The organism is Rhodanobacter sp. ANJX3 (assembly GCF_014200755.1).
GTDB lineage: Bacteria > Pseudomonadota > Gammaproteobacteria > Xanthomonadales > Rhodanobacteraceae > Rhodanobacter.
Genome location: NZ_JACHCM010000001.1, coordinates 1,042,786 through 1,058,883, shown reverse-complemented (window position 1 = coordinate 1,058,883; position 16,098 = coordinate 1,042,786). Strand labels below are relative to the sequence as shown.

Here is a 16,098-nt window from a genome sequence, read left to right as displayed (position 1 = left end):
TCGGCTCGTTACGAAACAGTGCCATACCCAGCACCAGCCACAGCACTTGATCCGACGGCAAACGCCGGCGGCGAATCGTGGCCGAGGAGGAAAGATCCAGCGCCGAGGCTACCCACTCGACAGGAATGTGCTGCGCGAAGGTACTCAGATCAGAGAACGAGTGCAGCTCATGGATATCAAACAGAACACTTTGCAGGGACACAAAAAAATCCGGCCTTCAACAGGTGAAGGCCGGATTCTTGGGACGCCTTGGCTACGATGCAATGCTTAAGTGAACAGCATTACCGGCATGCCGGGGCTTTTTTGTGGTTTCTACTCGGCGATGTTAGCCGCCGCGATACGGATCGGGATCCGGCGGCGGCAGTTTCTTCATGTCTTCGCCGTCGTTCGGACCGCTCTTGCCGGACTCGTGCTTGCCGTCCTTGCCGTCGCCATCGAGCTTTTCGCCCAGCAGACGACGCACGCTGACGTAGAACACCGGAATCAGCAGCAGGCCGAGGATGGTGGCGAACAGCATGCCGCCGATCACGCCGGTACCGATGGCGTGACGCGAATTGGCGCCCGCACCGGTGGAGATGAACAGCGGGAACACGCCCAGGATGAAGGCCAGCGAGGTCATCAGGATGGGGCGCAGACGCAGCTGGGCCGCTTCGATGACGCCCTCGCGCAGTGTCTTGCCTTCGGCCTGCTTCTCCACCGCGAACTCGATGATCAGAATGGCGTTCTTGGCTGCCAGACCCATCACCGTGATCAGACCGATCTTGAAGTAGATGTCGTTGGGCAGGCCGCGCAGCATTTCGAACACCACCACGCCGAGCATGCCCAGCGGCACCACCAGCAACACGGCCACCGGAATCGACCAGCTTTCATACAGCGCCGAAAGGCAGAGGAACACGATCACAACCGACAGCACCATCAGCAAGGTGGCGGAGTTGCCCGAGAGCAGCTCCTGATACGACTGACCTGTCCAGTCGTAGCCGTAATCCTTCGACAAGTGCTGGTCGACGATCTGCTCCATCGTGGTGATGGCCTGGCCGGTCGAATAGCCCGGCGCGGCGTCGCCCACGATTTCCACCGCGGAGTAGCCGTTGTAGCGGGTCAGTGCGGGCGATGCCATGCCCCACGTCGCCTTCACCACGCTGGCCAGCGGAATCATGTTGTACGGATTCGTGCTGCTGGTCGATGTGCTGCCGGAGCTGGTCGAACTCGAACTGGTCGAGCTCGACGTCGCCGACGTGCTGCTGGTGCTGCTCAGCGTGCTCGGGGTGAAAATGTGCTGAAACGCGTTCGGGTCCATGCGGTACTGCTGATCCGCTTCGACGTAGACGCGCTTGACGCGGCCGCCATAGGCAAAGTCGTTGATGTACACCGGCGCCAGAGTGAGCTGGATGGCGGTGTAGATATCGCTGACCGACAGACCCATCGACTGCGCCTGCACACGATCCACGGTGAGGTTCAGCTGCGGCGCATCCTCCAGCGTGTTGGGACGGATCCTGGTCAGCGTCTTGTCTTTGGAGGCCATGCCAAGCACGGTGTTGCGTGCCTTGGTCAGCTCGTCGCGCGACTGCCCTGCACGCGCCTGCAGGTACATGTCGATACCGCCGAACTGGCTCAGGCCTCGTATCGTCGGCAGGTTGACCACGAAGACCTGCGCATCGCGAATGCCGTGCAGCTTGCCGTTGGCCTGCTGGATGAATTCATCGGCGGTAGTACTTCGATCGGCCCAGTCGGTGAGCTTGATGAAGGCCATGCCGGTGTTTTCGCCGGAGCCCACGAAGCTGAAGCCGGAGATCTGGAACACGCCGGCCACGTTGGTCTTGTCCTTCAGCAGGGTGTCGCGAATCTGCTTCATCACACCCTCGGTGCGCTGCAGCGAGGCATTCGGCGGCAGCGATACGATCGCCAGTGCGAAGCCCTGGTCCTCGCTGGGTACGAAGCTGGTAGGCAGGCGTGAAAACAGCACGCCGGCCAGCACGCAGATGACCACGAACACGATCATCCAGCGCGGCGCATGTTTCACCGCGCTGCCGATGTGGCCGGTATAGGTCTTGTTGACGCGATCGAAACCCTTGTTGAATCCGCGGTAGATGAAGTTCTTCTTTTCCTCGTGCGTGGGCTTGAGGAAGCTCGCGCACAGCGCTGGCGTAAACGACAGCGCCAGGAAGGCCGAGAAGCCCATCGACACGGCGATGGTCAGCGCGAACTGCTTGTAGATCACGCCCGAGGCGCCGGGCTGGAACGCCGACGGCACGAACACCGCCGCCAGCACCACGGTGATGGCCACGATAGCGCCGGTGATCTGGCCCATCGCCTTGCGCGTCGCGTCCTTCGGCGAAAGGCCTTCCTCGGTCATGATGCGTTCGACGTTCTCGATCACCACGATCGCGTCATCCACCACGATACCGATCGCGAGCACCATGCCGAACAAGGTCAATTGGTTGATCGTGAAGCCCAGCGGCAGCAGGCCGATGAAGGTGCCCAGCAGGGCGACCGGAATGACCAGGGTGGGGATGATCGTCGCGCGAAAATTCTGCAGGAAGATCAGCATCACCAGGAAGACCAGGATGATGGCCTCGACCAGCGTCTCGACCACTTCCTTGATCGAGATCTTGACGAACGGCGTGCTGTCGTACGGGATGATGTAGTGCACGCCCGGCGGGAACGACTTGGCCAGTTCGTCCATCTTCGAGCGCACGGCCGTCGCCACGTCCAGCGCGTTGCCGCCCGGCAGCAGCTGCACGCCGAAGGCGCCCGAGGGCTTGCCGTTATAGGTGGCGGCCAGACCGTAAGTCTGCGGGCCAAAGGTGATGCGCGCTACGTCGCTGAGCTTCACCACGGTGCCGTTGTTGTTGGCGCGCAAGATGATGTTGCCGAATTCCTCCGGCGAGGAGAAACGACCCTCGGCCGACACGGTGGCGCTGAAGCCCTGGCCGTTGGCGGCCGGATCGGAACCAAGCGAGCCGGCGGCGAACTGCACGTTCTGCGCGGAGATGGCACTCTGCACCGCCGATGCCGACAGGCCGTAACCCTGCAGCTTGTCCGGGTTCAGCCAGATGCGCATGGCGTACTCGGAACCGATCTGGCGGGTGTTGCCCACGCCGGAAATACGGCCGATCTGGTCGAGCACCTGCGACGACACGATATCGTTGAGGCGATCGCCGTCGATCGACGGGTTGTCCGAGATCAGCGCCAGGAACATCAGGAAGTCGGGATTGCTCTTCGCGACGATGACGCCCTGCTGGGTGACTTCCGTCGGCAGTCGCGGCGTGGCCAGCGAGACCTTGTTCTGGGCCTGCACCTGGGCGATGTCGGGATCGGTGCCGGTCTCGAACGTCAGCGTCACCGTGGCGGAGCCGTTGGAGCTGGAGGACGAGCTGAAGTACAGCAGGTGATCGATACCGGTCAGCTGCTGTTCGATCACTTGGGTCACGGTCTTCTCGACCGTGTCCGCGCTGGCGCCGGGGTAGGTGGCGGTGACAGTGACCTGAGGCGGCGCGATATTCGGGTACGACTCCACACCCATGTTCAGCACCGAGAGGGTGCCGACGAGGGTGATGAGGATCGCTACCACCCACGCAAAAATCGGGCGGTCAATGAAAAAACTCGGCATGATCGGGCTCCGTTACTGCTTGCTGGACGGGGCTTTGCCGCCCTGTGCTGCGGCTGGCTGGTTGCCGGGCTGACCCGGCGGATTTGCACCAGCATCCTGGCCCGGCTGCCACGGCTGCGCCTTGGCCGGTGCGCCTTCCTTCACGGTCTGCAGGCCGGAAACAATGACCTGATCGCCGGTCTTCAGGCCGCTGGTCACCACCCAGTTGCTGCCGGCGGCCTGGTCGGCCGAAACGTTCTTGCGAACGACCTTGCCGTCGTCGCCCACCACCATCACGTAAGCGCCGGTGGTGTCGCGCTGCAGTGCGGGCTGCGGCACCAGGAAAATATTGTGCTGCTCGCCGAGATCGGCCTTGATCGTCACGTACAGACCCGGCAGCAGGCTGTGCTGCGGATTGGGCACCTTCGCACGCAGGTTGATCGAGCCGGTGGTCGGATCGACCGTGGCCGAGGAGAAGTCCAGCGTACCCTGTTGCGCGTAGCGGCTGCCATCGGGCATCACGATCTGGACCGCGGCAGTGTTCGGATCGGCCAGAGTCACGCCGCCGCTGGTTTGGGCGGCGCGCATCTTCTCCAGTTCGCTAGCACTGAGGGTGAAGTTGACGTACAGCGGGTCGATCTGGTCGACCGTGGTCAGCAGCGTGGCGTCGCTCTGACCGACCAGCGCGCCCTCGGTGACCTGCTGCTGCTCGGCGCGACCGTCGATCGGCGAACGCACGCTGGCGTAGCCCAGGTTGATCCGTGCGGTCTGCACGTTGGCGCGTGCCTGCTGCACGGCAGCGGCAGCCGTACGCTCGTTCGCATCGGCGGTGTCCAGGTCCGATTTCGAGATGTAACCGCTGGGCGCCAGCGAATGAGCGCGCTCGGCGGCGACTTTGTTGTTGGTGTAGGTAGCCTGGGCCTGCGCCAGCGCGGCGAGGCTGGAATCGAGCGCGGCCTTCAGCGGTGCCGGATCGATCAGAAACAGTACCTGGCCTTGCTTGACGTCGGTGCCCTCATCGTAAACCCGGCGTAGCAGCACGCCGGCCACGCGAGCGCGCACGTCGGCCGAACGGTACGGCGACAGGCGACCTACGAGGTCGCGCGTCAGCGGCGAATTGGTGGGCTCTGCCTTCACGACACCCACTTCCGGCGGTGGCTGCTGTTGTTGCTGTTGCTGCTGCTGATCATTGCCTTTGCCGCAGGCGGCGATCGCCAGCAGGGCCAGGCACAACGCCGGTGTGCGCAGTAACGAGGACTTCATGTGAGCTCCAGAACTTGCTTGATCGAAATGGGAGGTTTAGGGAGATTTATTGCGGCGCAGCAGAGGAGGCGAAGGGTCGATTCATTGCGATTCTGCTGATTCAAATGTCGTGAAAGGCAAGGTCTGACGCCGTTGGAGACTCATCGCTCGCGGCAGCCTCACCGGCAACTACCCCGGCTCACTGAAGCGAATCCGAGGTACCCGAAACACTACTATACCGAACAGTTTACTTTTAACTGCCGTTCAACACCAGTCATTGAAAGAGATGGCCGGGAACTGAGCAATCTTGCGCACAGCCGCATGATCTGCGGCGTCGAGGCGACCCTGCTGAAGCTTCCGGCTTGGGATGGCCGGATCCATGGCGATTCCACCAACGTCGCATGGCGATTTCGCTTTCCTCGGCATGCGCGAGCTAACGTGCATGTGCTCGGCAAGCTCGGCCAACCGCGGCGTGCCGGTGTTGCACGGGCCAAGGCAACAGCCTGCATGCCTGCACGATCGGGTATGAATCCATGCGCAATCGCATGGTGCAAACGCTGCAGTGCAGATGGATTCGGTCACATGCGGGGCGTATCCTTCCGAGGCTTTTTACCCCCTTTTCCTGTTTCCACTCATTAGTAGATGCCATGAATGCGATTCACGCGGTTAACGATCACTCCCTGTCGTCCGTGGTTTTTGAGGAACTGAGAAACGCCGGTCTGCCGCCGGAGCGTCTCGCGGAGGCGAAGGTGTTCTGTCAGGCCTTTTTTGCCCGCCTTGCCGGCAGCGACGCCGACATGCATACACAAGCCCAGTGGGCCGAGCTGGTTGCCAGCTTGCTGGTGTTCGCGCAGCAGCGGCCGCCCGGGCATGCCATCGTGCGCGTCGTGAACCCGGAGCAAGGTTCGGCGGGTCGCAGCCTGCTGCAGGTCGTCACCGACGACATGCCTTTTTTGATCGACACCACCAGCATGGTGCTTTCCGAGACGGTGCAGATCCACGCGGTCATCCATCCGGTGATGACGGTGGAGCGCGACGCATCGGGCAAGTTGTTGCAGCTTTGCGACGAATCGGACACCGCGCCGACGCGCCGGCCCGAGTCTGTGATGCATTTCGAGATCGACCGCGTGGCCGACGAGGCTGCCCAGGCGCAGCTGAAGGCTGCCGTCGAAGCGGCGCTGGACGACGTGCGTTCGGTCGTGGCCGACTGGGCCGCCATGCGCGATATGGCGCTGGCCATTGCCCACGACCTGCCGCAGCGCAACCTGCCGCTGGATGCGGCGTCGGTGCACGAGGCCAGCGAGTTTCTGCGCTGGATTGCCGATGACAACTTCACCTTTTTCGGCTATCGCGAATACGAGGTGGCCGAGGCCGACGGCGAGCAGGAGCTGCGCGCCATCAATGCCTCGGGCCTGGGCCTGCTGCACAAGCAGGAGCGCTCGATCGCGCCGCGCTCGCTGCGTTCGCTGACCGGCAGCGAGCTGCCGCAGTCCGGTGCCACCGACGCGATCATTCTGACCAAGACCAACGCACGTTCGCCGGTGCATCGCGCCGGCCACATGGATTACATCGGCGTGCTGAAGTTCGATGCCGACGGTCGCCCGGTCGCCGAGCAGCGCTTCCTGGGCTTGTTTTCAACCAACGCTTATATGGCGCGACCGCAGGACGTGCCGCTGGTGCGCCAGAACGTCGAAGCGGTGCTGGTGCGTTCGGGGCTGAAGCGCGATTCGTATTCGGGCAAGTCGCTGCGGCATGTGCTCGAGGCGCTGCCGCGCGAGGAGCTGTTCCAGAGCACCGAAGACGAGCTGTTCGAAACCGCCATGGGCATTCTCGAACTGCGCCAGCGCGCGCGTACGCGGTTGTTTGTCCGTCGCGATCGTTACGGCCGTTTCTTTACCTGCCTGGTGTTCGTGCCGCGCGACCGTTTCAACACCACGGTGCGCGAGCGCATCGCGGCGCTGCTGGGTGCGGCCCTGCACGGCGAGCAGAGCGAGTCGGCCGTGCTGCTCGGTGAAGCGGCGCTGGCGCAGCTCACCATCGTGGTGCGGCCGAAGATCGGCGACGAGTTTTCCTACGACCTGGTCGAGCTGGAACAAAAGGTCGCTGCCATCGTGCGCAACTGGCATGACGAGGTGCGCGATGCGCTGGTGCGCGAGCGCGGCGATCATCAGGGCGTGGTGCTGGCCAACCGCTACGCGCGGCTGCTGCCGGCCGGCTATGTCGAGGACGTGGCGCCCAAGGTCGCCGCGGAAGACATTCATCAGCTCTCGCTGCTGCAGGGCGACAACGTACTGCGCATGTCGTTCTATCACCCGCCGCAGGCGCCGGAAACGCTGCGTTTCAAGGTCTATCGCAGCGGTGGCGACATCGCGTTGTCCGAAGTGCTGCCGCAGCTGGAGAACCTCGGCCTGCGCGTGCTGACCGAGCATGTCTATGAAATTCCCAGCGATCCGACGCCGCTGTCGATCCAGGATTTCGAAGTGCAGCCGGTGGGCAAGCTGACTTTCACCGTGGAACAGGTCGGCGCGCTGTTCGAGGACGCGTTCGAGCAGATCTGGCGCGGCAACGCCGAGAATGACGGCTTTAATCGTCTGGTGCTCGGCGCCAAGCTGAGCTGGCGGCAGATCGCCATGCTGCGCGGCTACTGCAAATACCTGCTGCAGGCCGGCGCGACCTTCTCGCAGACATACATGGAGGACACGCTCAACCAGTATCCGGCGATTGCCGGCCTGCTGGTCGAACTGTTTCTGGCCAAGTTCGATCCGCAGCGCGAGAGCCTGTCGGCCGATGCCTTGAAGGCGTCCAGCGACACGCTGGTGGTCGAGATGGCGGCGCTGATTCCGGCGTCCGTGCAGGACGCGCATCCGCATCTGATCACCGATCTGGCCAGCGCGCTGTCGCTGCCGCGCGCCGAGCAGGTGACGGTGCTCGAGGAAGCCATCGGCGTGCTGCTGGAAAACGTCGCCAGCCTCGACGAAGACCGCATTCTGCGCAGCTTCGTGGCGGTGATCCGCGCGACCTTGCGCACCAGTTTCTTCCAGCGCTGGGACGGCGAGCATCGCGGCTACATCAGCTACAAGCTCGACTCGCACAAGGTGCCCGAGCTGCCCAAGCCGGTGCCGTATCGCGAGATCTGGGTCTGCGCACCGCGCGTCGAAGGCATTCATCTGCGCTTTGGCGCCGTCGCGCGCGGCGGCCTGCGCTGGTCCGATCGGCGCGAGGATTTCCGCACCGAGGTGCTGGGTCTGGTCAAGGCGCAGATGGTCAAGAATACGGTCATCGTGCCGGTCGGTTCCAAGGGCGGCTTCTTCGTCAAGAAGGCGCCGGTCGGCGGCGATCGTGACGCGCAGCTGGCCGAGGGCATCGCCTGCTATCGGTTGTTCATCAACGGCCTGCTGGACATCACCGATAACCTGATCGAAGGCAAGGTGGTGAACCCGCACGACGTGGTGCGCCACGACGCGGACGATCCGTACCTCGTCGTCGCCGCCGACAAGGGCACCGCAACGTTCTCCGACATCGCCAACGCGATTTCGATCGAACACAACTACTGGCTGGGCGATGCGTTTGCGTCGGGCGGTTCCAACGGTTACGACCACAAGGGCATGGGCATCACCGCCAAGGGCGCTTGGGAGTCGGTCAAGCGCCACTTCCGTTCGTTGGGGCGCGATTGCCAGACGCAGGACTTCACCTGTGTCGGCATCGGCGATATGTCGGGCGATGTGTTCGGCAACGGCATGCTGCTGTCGCGGCATATCAAGCTGGTGGTGGCGTTCGATCACCGCCATATCTTCTTCGACCCGAATCCGAACGTCGAAGCGTCCTTCGTCGAGCGCGAGCGCATGTTCAAGCTGCCGCGTTCGAGCTGGGACGACTACGACCGCTCGCTGATCTCCGCCGGCGGCGGCATCTATCCGCGCAGCGCCAAGTCGATTCCGCTGACGCCCGAAGTGCGCGCCGTGCTCGGCATCAAGGCGGACGTAGCGCAGATGGCGCCGACCGATCTGCTCAGCGCGATCCTCAAGGCGCCGGTCGACCTGCTGTGGAACGGCGGCATCGGCACTTACGTGAAGGCCAGCAGCGAGACGCACGCGGACGTCGGCGATCGCGCCAACAACGCGCTGCGCGTCAACGGTGCCGAGCTGCGCTGCAAGGTGGTGGGTGAGGGCGGCAATCTGGGTATGACCCAGAAGGGCCGCATCGAGGCGGCGCAGCACGGCGCGCTGCTCAATACGGACTTCATCGACAACTCCGCCGGTGTGGACACCTCCGATCACGAGGTCAACATCAAGATCCTGCTCGACGACGCGGTCCAGCGCGGCGAGCTGAGCGAGGACGCGCGGAACAAGCAGCTCGCCGCGATGACCGACGAGGTCGGTCAGCTGGTGCTGTTCGACAACTATCGGCAGAACCAGGCGATCACCTTGATGGAGCACCAGTCGGTGCGTCGCATCGGCTCGCTGGCGCATTTCATTCGCACGCTGGAAGCCGAAGGCTTGCTCGATCGCCAGGTGGAAAACCTGCCCAGCGAGGCCGAGCTGACCGAGCGCAAGACGCGCGGCGTCGGCATGACCCGGCCCGAGCTGTCGGTGCTGCTGTCGTACGACAAGATCAAGCTGTATCAGCAGCTGCTCGATTCGGACGTGCCGGAAGATCCGTATCTGTCGAAGGAGCTGGTGCGCTATTTCCCCGAGCCGCTGCACCAGAAATACGCCGAGCACATGCAGCGCCATCGCCTGAAGCGCGAGATCATCGCCACGGCGGTAACGAACTCGACGATCAACCGCATGGGCGCCACCTTCATGATGCGCATGCAGGAGGACACCGGCCAGCGCCCGGCTGCGATCGCCAAGGCGTATACGGCGGCGCGCGAAATCCTCGACGCGCGTGAACTGTGGGCGCAGATCGAAGCGCTCGACAGCCAGGTCGCCGAGGACACGCAGATCGATGCGGTGATGCAGATCTGGTCGCTGCTGCGCCACCTCACGCGCTGGTTGCTCAACCGTCCCGGCGGCACGCTGGATATCGCCGACAACGTCGAGCGTTATCAGGCCGGCGTGTCTGAGTTGCGTCAGGCACTACCCGACGTGCTGACGCCGACCGGCAAAGGCGATTTCTCCGGTAATCAGGAGAAGTGGGAAGGCTTGGGCCTGCCGGCCGAACTGGCGCTGCGTTTGGCGCGTATGCCGGTGCTGCGTGCGGCGCTGGACATGGTCGAAGTGGCTCAGCTCAGCGGTCGTCCCATCGCCAAGGTCGCGCAGGTTTTCTACGAGCTGGGTGAGGCGCTGGATCTGGAATGGCTGCGCGATCAGATCGAGGCGCTGCCGGTGGAAGGTCACTGGCATGCCCAGGCGCGCGGTTCGCTGCTGGACGAGTTGAACCACCAGCATCGCGCGCTGGCCTCGCAGGTGCTCGCCCTGGCCAGCGACCGCACCGACGTTTCGCCGGTACAGGCGTGGCTGCAGCGGGACAACGCCACGCTGCAGTACACCCGCAGCATGCTGGCGGAAATCCTGACCCAGAACGCAGATTATCCGATCGCCTCGGTCGCGGTGCGTCGTCTGGCACAGCTGGCGCAGGTGCCGATCGGCTAACGGATCGTCAGCCACCGAACTGTCACCTCGGTGCAGCTCGGTCATGAAGGCGCAGGAGCCGGCATGGTCTTGCGCCTTCATGCTGTGTACTCTCCTCTCACTTGATTGCCGGGTAGATCCGCATGCGCTTTGCCTTCGTCGCCAGCGATACCAGCATCGCCCAGCAGGCGCGACGCAAACTGGTGGAGCGCTATGGCGACGTGCCGCCGGAACAGGCCGAGCTGATCGTGGCGCTCGGCGGCGACGGTTTCATGCTGCGTACGCTGCACGACTGGCACGCGCTTGATGTGCCGGTGTACGGCATGAAGCTGGGCCGCGTCGGGTTTTTGATGAACAAGCATGTGCTCGATGGGCTGCCCGAGCGGGTGGCGCGCGCGCACACCGCGTCGCTGTTTCCGCTGCAGATGGAAGTTACCGACGTCAGCGGCAAGGAGCATTCGGCACTGGCGTTCAACGAGGTGTCGCTGCTGCGCCAGACCAACCAGGCCACGCATCTGGAGGTCAAGCTCAACGGCATCGTGAAGCTCGATACGCTGGTCTGCGACGGCATTCTGGTGTCCACCCCGGCCGGCTCCACCGCCTACAACCTCTCCGCGCACGGGCCGATCCTGCCGCTGGATGCGAACGTGCTGGCGCTGACGCCGATCAGCCCGTTCCGCCCGCGCCGCTGGCGCGGCGCGATCCTGCCGCATCGCACCGAAGTGATCTTGCGTGTGCTCGATCCGGGCAAGCGACCGGTCAGCGCCACCGCCGACTTTCACGAGGTGCGCGACGTACTGACGGTGGCCATTCGCCAGTCGGGCGGCGAAGGCGTGCGCCTGCTGTTCGATCCCGAGCACAACCTCGAACAGCGCATTCTCGACGAGCAGTTTGCATCGGCGGAATAATCGTCAGCGCGAAGCTGGCCATCGTTGAATGCGAGAGGCTAAATCAACGGCGCTTACGAAATAACCCAGGCTGCATGCTAGATTGAAATCAACGATCCGCTACGGATCAAGCGATGCTGCCATCCGTGAACGAATCCATTGCACCAGACGATATGCCCGAGGCCGATCCTGCCATGGCGGGCGCACACGATGCGCGTGCGGCAAGCGACAAACGCCTGGTGGTGGCGATCTCTTCTCGCGCGCTGTTCGACCTCGGCGACAGTCACGCGCTGTTCGAGCGCGACGGGCTCGACGCGTATCGCAACTTCCAGATCGACCACGAGAACGAGATTCTTAAGCCCGGCGTAGCGTTTCCGCTAGTGCAGAAATTGCTCGGCCTCAACAAGCTGGCCGGCAACGTGCCGCCGGTGGAAGTGATCCTGCTGTCGCGCAATTCCGGCGATACCGGGCTGCGCATTTTCAATGCGATCCAGCATTACGGGCTGGAGATCAGCCGCGCCGCGTTCACCAGTGGCGCGCCGACGTCCGACTACATCGCGCCGTTCAAGGCCGATCTTTTCCTGTCCGCCAATGCCGAAGACGTCGGTCGCGCGCTCGCGGCCGGTGTGGCCGCGGCCACGATCCTGCCCAGCACTGCGCCGCCGCGTGCGTCGGAGCAGCTGCGCATAGCCTTCGACGGCGATGCGGTGATCTTTGGCGACGAGGGCGAGCGGGTATCGCGCGAAGAGGGGCTCGAAGCCTTCCATCGCAGCGAAACCGAGCACGCGGCCGAGCCGCTGTCGGTAGGGCCGTTCCAGGGCTTTCTCACCGCGCTGCATCGATTGCAGACCGCGTTTCCCGCCGAAGATTCGCCGATTCGCACGGCACTGGTCACAGCGCGTTCCGCTCCAGCGCACAAACGCGTGATTCTCACCCTGCGCAAGTGGGGCGTGCGCATCGACGAGGCGCTTTTCCTCGGTGGTCGAGACAAGGGGCCGTTTCTGGACGCCTTTGGCGCCGATATCTTTTTCGACGACTCGCCGGCCAATGTGGAGTCGGCACGCATGCATGTGGCTACCGGGCATGTGCCGCACGGGGTCAGCAACCGCGGCTGATCGTCGATCGTGGTTACCGCTGTTTTGCCACATCCGTTTGTTGTTTCGGCATAAATGAAACCGACACCGGATCGTCACGGCGGCGCGCCCACGATGAAAGTCCACTTCAACGCGGGAGCTCGCTCATGCAGATCACACGGAAACATGTCGGAACGCTCACGATGCTCGGCGCGCTGGTACTCAGCCCGCTGGCCATGGCCCAGGCCGCTGCCGACACTGCGCCCGCTGTATCGAAACAGGACACCGCCTTTGTCGCAAAAGCCTCGGCGGCCGGAATGACCGAAGTTCAGGCAAGCAAGCTGGCGGATTCCCGTGCGCAGTCGGCGGCGGTGAAAAGCTTTGCGGCGAGGATGGTGACCGATCACACCAAGGCAGGCGATGAGCTTTCCGCGGTGGCGCAGAAAGATGGATTTGCGCCGTCCACATCGCCGATGCCTGCGCAGCAAAAAGCGCTGGCCAAGCTTGAAACCCTCAATGGCGCAGCGTTCGACAAGGCCTATTCGTCGATGATGTTGAAAGATCACATTGAGGCCGTCGCGCTGTTCAAGAAAGAGTCGACGAGTGGAAAAAACGACGATCTCAAGTCGTTTGCCGCGCAGACGCTGCCCACGCTCGACGAGCATTTGGCGATGGCCAAAAAGCTCTGAGTCGGCAAGCCTTTAATCAGGCATCGGGCTGAAAAGCCTGGTGCTTGTGTATGTGCAGGATTCCGGAACTCGTTCGCCGGTATTGCCGTGGAGGCAACGGCAATCGATGTTATGTGGACCCATACTTGTACGCGTTGGTGCACAAGAGCGGCGGTCAAACGACCTTGGTACGTCGCCACCAGCGCGTGACCTTGTACTCCCGCACGAAGGTGAACAGTCCCGAGCCCAGAATGATCACGATGCCGATCAGCATTGGCCAGTCCAGCGGATCGTTGAATAGCAGGTAGCCGAACGCGACGGCCCACAGCATCTGGCTGTACTGGGTCGGTGCCACGTGGTTGGCCGGCGACTTCTGCGTGGCGAGCATCAGAAGTACCGCGCCCAGGGCGGCAAGCAGTCCATAGCCGAGCAGCAGCATCCACTGCCGCCATTGCGGCCAGCGAAAATCCCATAGCATCAGTATGCCGGTAAGTAGCAGCGGTCCGATTACGCCGGCACCGTAGAGCGTGACGCGCTTTTCCTGTGATCCGGTCATGCGCAACGCAATCATCGAGATGGCGCCGGAAAGACCGCAGATCAGCGCGGCAAGGTGGCCGATGCCCAGTGCGCGAAATCCAGGCCGAAGTACGACGAGTACGCCGACAAACCCTGCGATCACCGCCGACCAGCGGCGCCAGCCGACATGTTCCTTCAGAAAGATCACCGACAGTACGGTGACGAAGATCGGCATCAAAAAGATCAGCGCGAAGGCCTCGGCCATCGGCAGCGCGGTAAAGGCTATGACGGCGGACGTGCTGCCGATCGCGCCGAACACCGCGCGCACCAGCCAAAGGCTTGGCCGCTTGGCGATAATGACTTCGCGCCAGCGATCGCCCTTGCGCTTGATGAAAGGCAGGGCGGTCAGGCCTAGCAGCGCGCCGAAGAATACCGCCTCATACGACGGCAGCGAGCCGTGCAGCAGCTTCACGAACGCATCGCTCATGGCATAAGCCGCGAACGCCATGAAGCCGAGCAGCACACCTTTGTACATTTTTGCGGCTTTTCGAAACGGGGATGACCACAGTATCCCCGTTTCCGGTGACCGCCGCATGCAAGTTGGGCCGATTTCGAATCGATTCGATACCGGCACGTCGGCAGCTGCCGACGTGCCGAACTGCCTCAGAGGCAGTCGACCAGCCCGTCATAGATCGACTGGCTGCTGCCGGGAAGAATCGCGCGTATCGGGTTGCTTACATTCAACGCGGCGATCAGGTCCGCCACGTGGGTCTTCGGCGCCAGCGGGCTGCGGCAGCGCCAGTGCTGATTGTCGACGGTGAAATTGCCGGTTTTCGCGTTCACTTCTTCATTGCTGGCGGCGAAAACCCAAACGCATCGCCCGATCACGCCGGTAGTGGTGTCGACCGAGCAGCGGTAGTCGAGCGACTGGATGTTGCTGTAATCGCCTTCACAGAAGGTATCGCCGCAGACGTCGTCGAAGTTTTTCCTGAGTTGGCTGGTGATGGTGTACCAGGCGTTGATGTCGGCATCGCTGGTCAGGTAGCTGTCGAGATCGACATATTGGGCGCTGCTTGCGGCCGCTGGGGCGGCCGGCGGCGCCGCAACGGCACCACGCGAGGTCAGGGCAAGTACGGCGAGCATCAGTCCGTAGAGGATGGGGCGCATGGAAAACTCCTTTTTCGATGATGGATGGAAGCTTTGTTTGCGCCGGCCGTGGCGCTTGGCGCCCGAGCGACCGGCCAGCTATTTTCAAAAGCTTCCAGTCCCTGATACAGCAGGCTTTCCCGACACCTGTCGTCAGTGTCGCTGCCGGTGACCCTCATCCCGGTCCCCGCTACACTAGGGGACTTGCCTGATCACTTTGGACCTTTGCCATGGCCACGCGCCTCGATCCGCTCGATCTTTATGATGTCCGTTCGCTGCTTACCGACGAGGAACGCATGGTGCAGGATTCCGTCGGCCGTTTTGTCGACGAACGCGTGCTGCCGATCATCGGCGACTGCTTCGATCAGGCGCGGTTTCCGAAGGAGCTGATTCCCGAAATCGCCGGCCTGGGCCTGCTGGGCGCCACCATTCCCGAGGAATACGGCGGCGGCGGTATGAACAGCGTCAGCTACGGTCTGATTTGTCAGGAACTCGAGCGCGGCGATTCCGGCCTGCGCAGCTTTGCCTCGGTGCAGAGTTCGCTGTGCATGTATCCGATCTTTGCCTACGGCAGCGAGGAGCAGAAGCGCCAGTATCTTCCGGGCATGGCCGCCGGCGAGATCATCGGCTGCTTTGGCCTGACCGAACCGCATGGCGGCTCCGATCCGGCCAATATGAAGACGAATGCCAAAAAGGACGGCGGCGACTGGGTCATCAATGGCGCCAAGATGTGGATCACCAACGGTAACCTCGCGCATATCGCCATCGTCTGGGCGATGACCGAGGACGGCATCCAGGGCTTCGTGGTGCCGACCGACACGGCCGGCTTCAAGGCGCAGGAAATTCACAAAAAGATGAGCCTGCGCGCGTCGGTGACCTCGGCGCTGTTCTTCGACGGCGTGCGCGTGCCCGACAGCGCGCGCCTGCCCAACGTCAAAGGCCTGAAGGGGCCGCTGGGCTGCCTCACCCAGGCGCGCTTCGGCATCACCTGGGGGCCGATCGGCGCCGCCCAGGCCTGCCTGAAGGAAGTGCTCGACTACACCGCGGAACGCAAGCTGTTCGACCGACCGCTGTCGTCCAATCAGGCCGTGCAGCTGAAGCTGGCCGACATGGCCCGCCGCATCACTACGGCGCAGCTGCTGTCGCTGCAGCTCGGTCGTTTAAAGGATGCCGGCAAGATGCAGCCGACCCAGGTGTCGCTGGCGAAGTGGAACAACTGCCGCATGGCGATCGACATCGCGCGCCAGTGCCGCGACCTGCTCGGCGGCGCCGGCATCACCACCGAGCACGGCGCCATCCGCCACGCGCTGAACCTGGAGTCGGTGATCACCTATGAAGGTACGGAAACCGTGCACGAGCTGGTGGTGGGTCGGGAGCTGACCGGCATCAACGCGTTCTGAAGCG

The 16,098-nt window shown here is 63.2% G+C and carries 10 protein-coding genes; 5 read left to right on the top strand and 5 right to left on the bottom strand.

Annotated elements, in window-relative coordinates; all coding sequences use genetic code 11:
- The 3 genes from HDE76_RS04620 to HDE76_RS04610 all read right to left on the bottom strand — a co-directional run.
- On the bottom strand, window positions 1-196 hold a 196-nt coding region (locus tag HDE76_RS04620), incomplete at its 3' end, for a transposase domain-containing protein (protein WP_184505752.1).
- Window positions 197-325: 129 nt separating this feature from the next.
- A complete protein-coding gene (locus HDE76_RS04615; RefSeq protein WP_184505649.1) occupies window positions 326-3,610 on the bottom strand; it encodes an efflux RND transporter permease subunit in 3,285 nt (1,094 codons plus the stop codon).
- A gap of 12 nt (window positions 3,611-3,622) precedes the next feature.
- On the bottom strand, window positions 3,623-4,852 hold the full coding sequence (locus HDE76_RS04610) for an efflux RND transporter periplasmic adaptor subunit (protein WP_179477080.1): 1,230 nt from the start codon (window positions 4,850-4,852) through the stop codon (window positions 3,623-3,625).
- Window positions 4,853-5,478: 626 nt separating this feature from the next.
- Here HDE76_RS04610 and HDE76_RS04605 point away from each other — a divergent pair.
- From HDE76_RS04605 to HDE76_RS04590, 4 genes are all read left to right on the top strand, one after another.
- Window positions 5,479-10,425, top strand: coding sequence for an NAD-glutamate dehydrogenase domain-containing protein (locus HDE76_RS04605; RefSeq protein ID WP_184505647.1), 4,947 nt, complete (start codon window positions 5,479-5,481; stop codon window positions 10,423-10,425).
- Window positions 10,426-10,547: 122 nt separating this feature from the next.
- On the top strand, window positions 10,548-11,312 hold the full coding sequence (locus HDE76_RS04600) for an NAD kinase (RefSeq protein ID WP_179477078.1): 765 nt from the start codon (window positions 10,548-10,550) through the stop codon (window positions 11,310-11,312).
- A gap of 173 nt (window positions 11,313-11,485) precedes the next feature.
- Entirely contained in the window at window positions 11,486-12,406 is a 921-nt protein-coding gene (locus HDE76_RS04595; protein WP_184505750.1) for a 5'-nucleotidase, read from the top strand.
- A gap of 125 nt (window positions 12,407-12,531) precedes the next feature.
- Window positions 12,532-13,053 (top strand): DUF4142 domain-containing protein, encoded by a 522-nt coding sequence (locus tag HDE76_RS04590; RefSeq protein ID WP_179477077.1) that lies wholly within the window; start codon window positions 12,532-12,534, stop codon window positions 13,051-13,053.
- 154 nt (window positions 13,054-13,207) lie between these two features.
- On the opposite strand, the gene HDE76_RS04585 is transcribed toward HDE76_RS04590, so the two are convergent.
- Both HDE76_RS04585 and HDE76_RS04580 read right to left on the bottom strand, forming a co-directional pair.
- A complete protein-coding gene (locus HDE76_RS04585; RefSeq protein ID WP_184505645.1) occupies window positions 13,208-14,083 on the bottom strand; it encodes a DMT family transporter in 876 nt (291 codons plus the stop codon).
- Window positions 14,084-14,211: 128 nt separating this feature from the next.
- Window positions 14,212-14,715, bottom strand: coding sequence for a hypothetical protein (locus tag HDE76_RS04580; protein WP_179477075.1), 504 nt, complete (start codon window positions 14,713-14,715; stop codon window positions 14,212-14,214).
- 209 nt (window positions 14,716-14,924) lie between these two features.
- Here HDE76_RS04580 and HDE76_RS04575 point away from each other — a divergent pair, with 209 nt between their 5' ends.
- Window positions 14,925-16,094: an acyl-CoA dehydrogenase family protein gene (locus tag HDE76_RS04575; RefSeq protein ID WP_184505643.1), complete on the top strand. Its 1,170-nt coding sequence runs from the start codon at window positions 14,925-14,927 to the stop codon at window positions 16,092-16,094.
- Window positions 16,095-16,098 lie beyond the last annotated feature (4 nt).

Coding starts and splice junctions, on each gene's coding strand:
- HDE76_RS04615 (WP_184505649.1), bottom strand. CDS start 3,610: ATGCCGAGTTTTTTCATTGACCGCCCGATTTTTGCGTGGGTGGTAGCG.
- HDE76_RS04610 (WP_179477080.1), bottom strand. CDS start 4,852: ATGAAGTCCTCGTTACTGCGCACACCGGCGTTGTGCCTGGCCCTGCTG.
- HDE76_RS04605 (WP_184505647.1), top strand. CDS start 5,479: ATGAATGCGATTCACGCGGTTAACGATCACTCCCTGTCGTCCGTGGTT.
- HDE76_RS04600 (WP_179477078.1), top strand. CDS start 10,548: ATGCGCTTTGCCTTCGTCGCCAGCGATACCAGCATCGCCCAGCAGGCG.
- HDE76_RS04595 (WP_184505750.1), top strand. CDS start 11,486: ATGGCGGGCGCACACGATGCGCGTGCGGCAAGCGACAAACGCCTGGTG.
- HDE76_RS04590 (WP_179477077.1), top strand. CDS start 12,532: ATGCAGATCACACGGAAACATGTCGGAACGCTCACGATGCTCGGCGCG.
- HDE76_RS04585 (WP_184505645.1), bottom strand. CDS start 14,083: ATGTACAAAGGTGTGCTGCTCGGCTTCATGGCGTTCGCGGCTTATGCC.
- HDE76_RS04580 (WP_179477075.1), bottom strand. CDS start 14,715: ATGCGCCCCATCCTCTACGGACTGATGCTCGCCGTACTTGCCCTGACC.
- HDE76_RS04575 (WP_184505643.1), top strand. CDS start 14,925: ATGGCCACGCGCCTCGATCCGCTCGATCTTTATGATGTCCGTTCGCTG.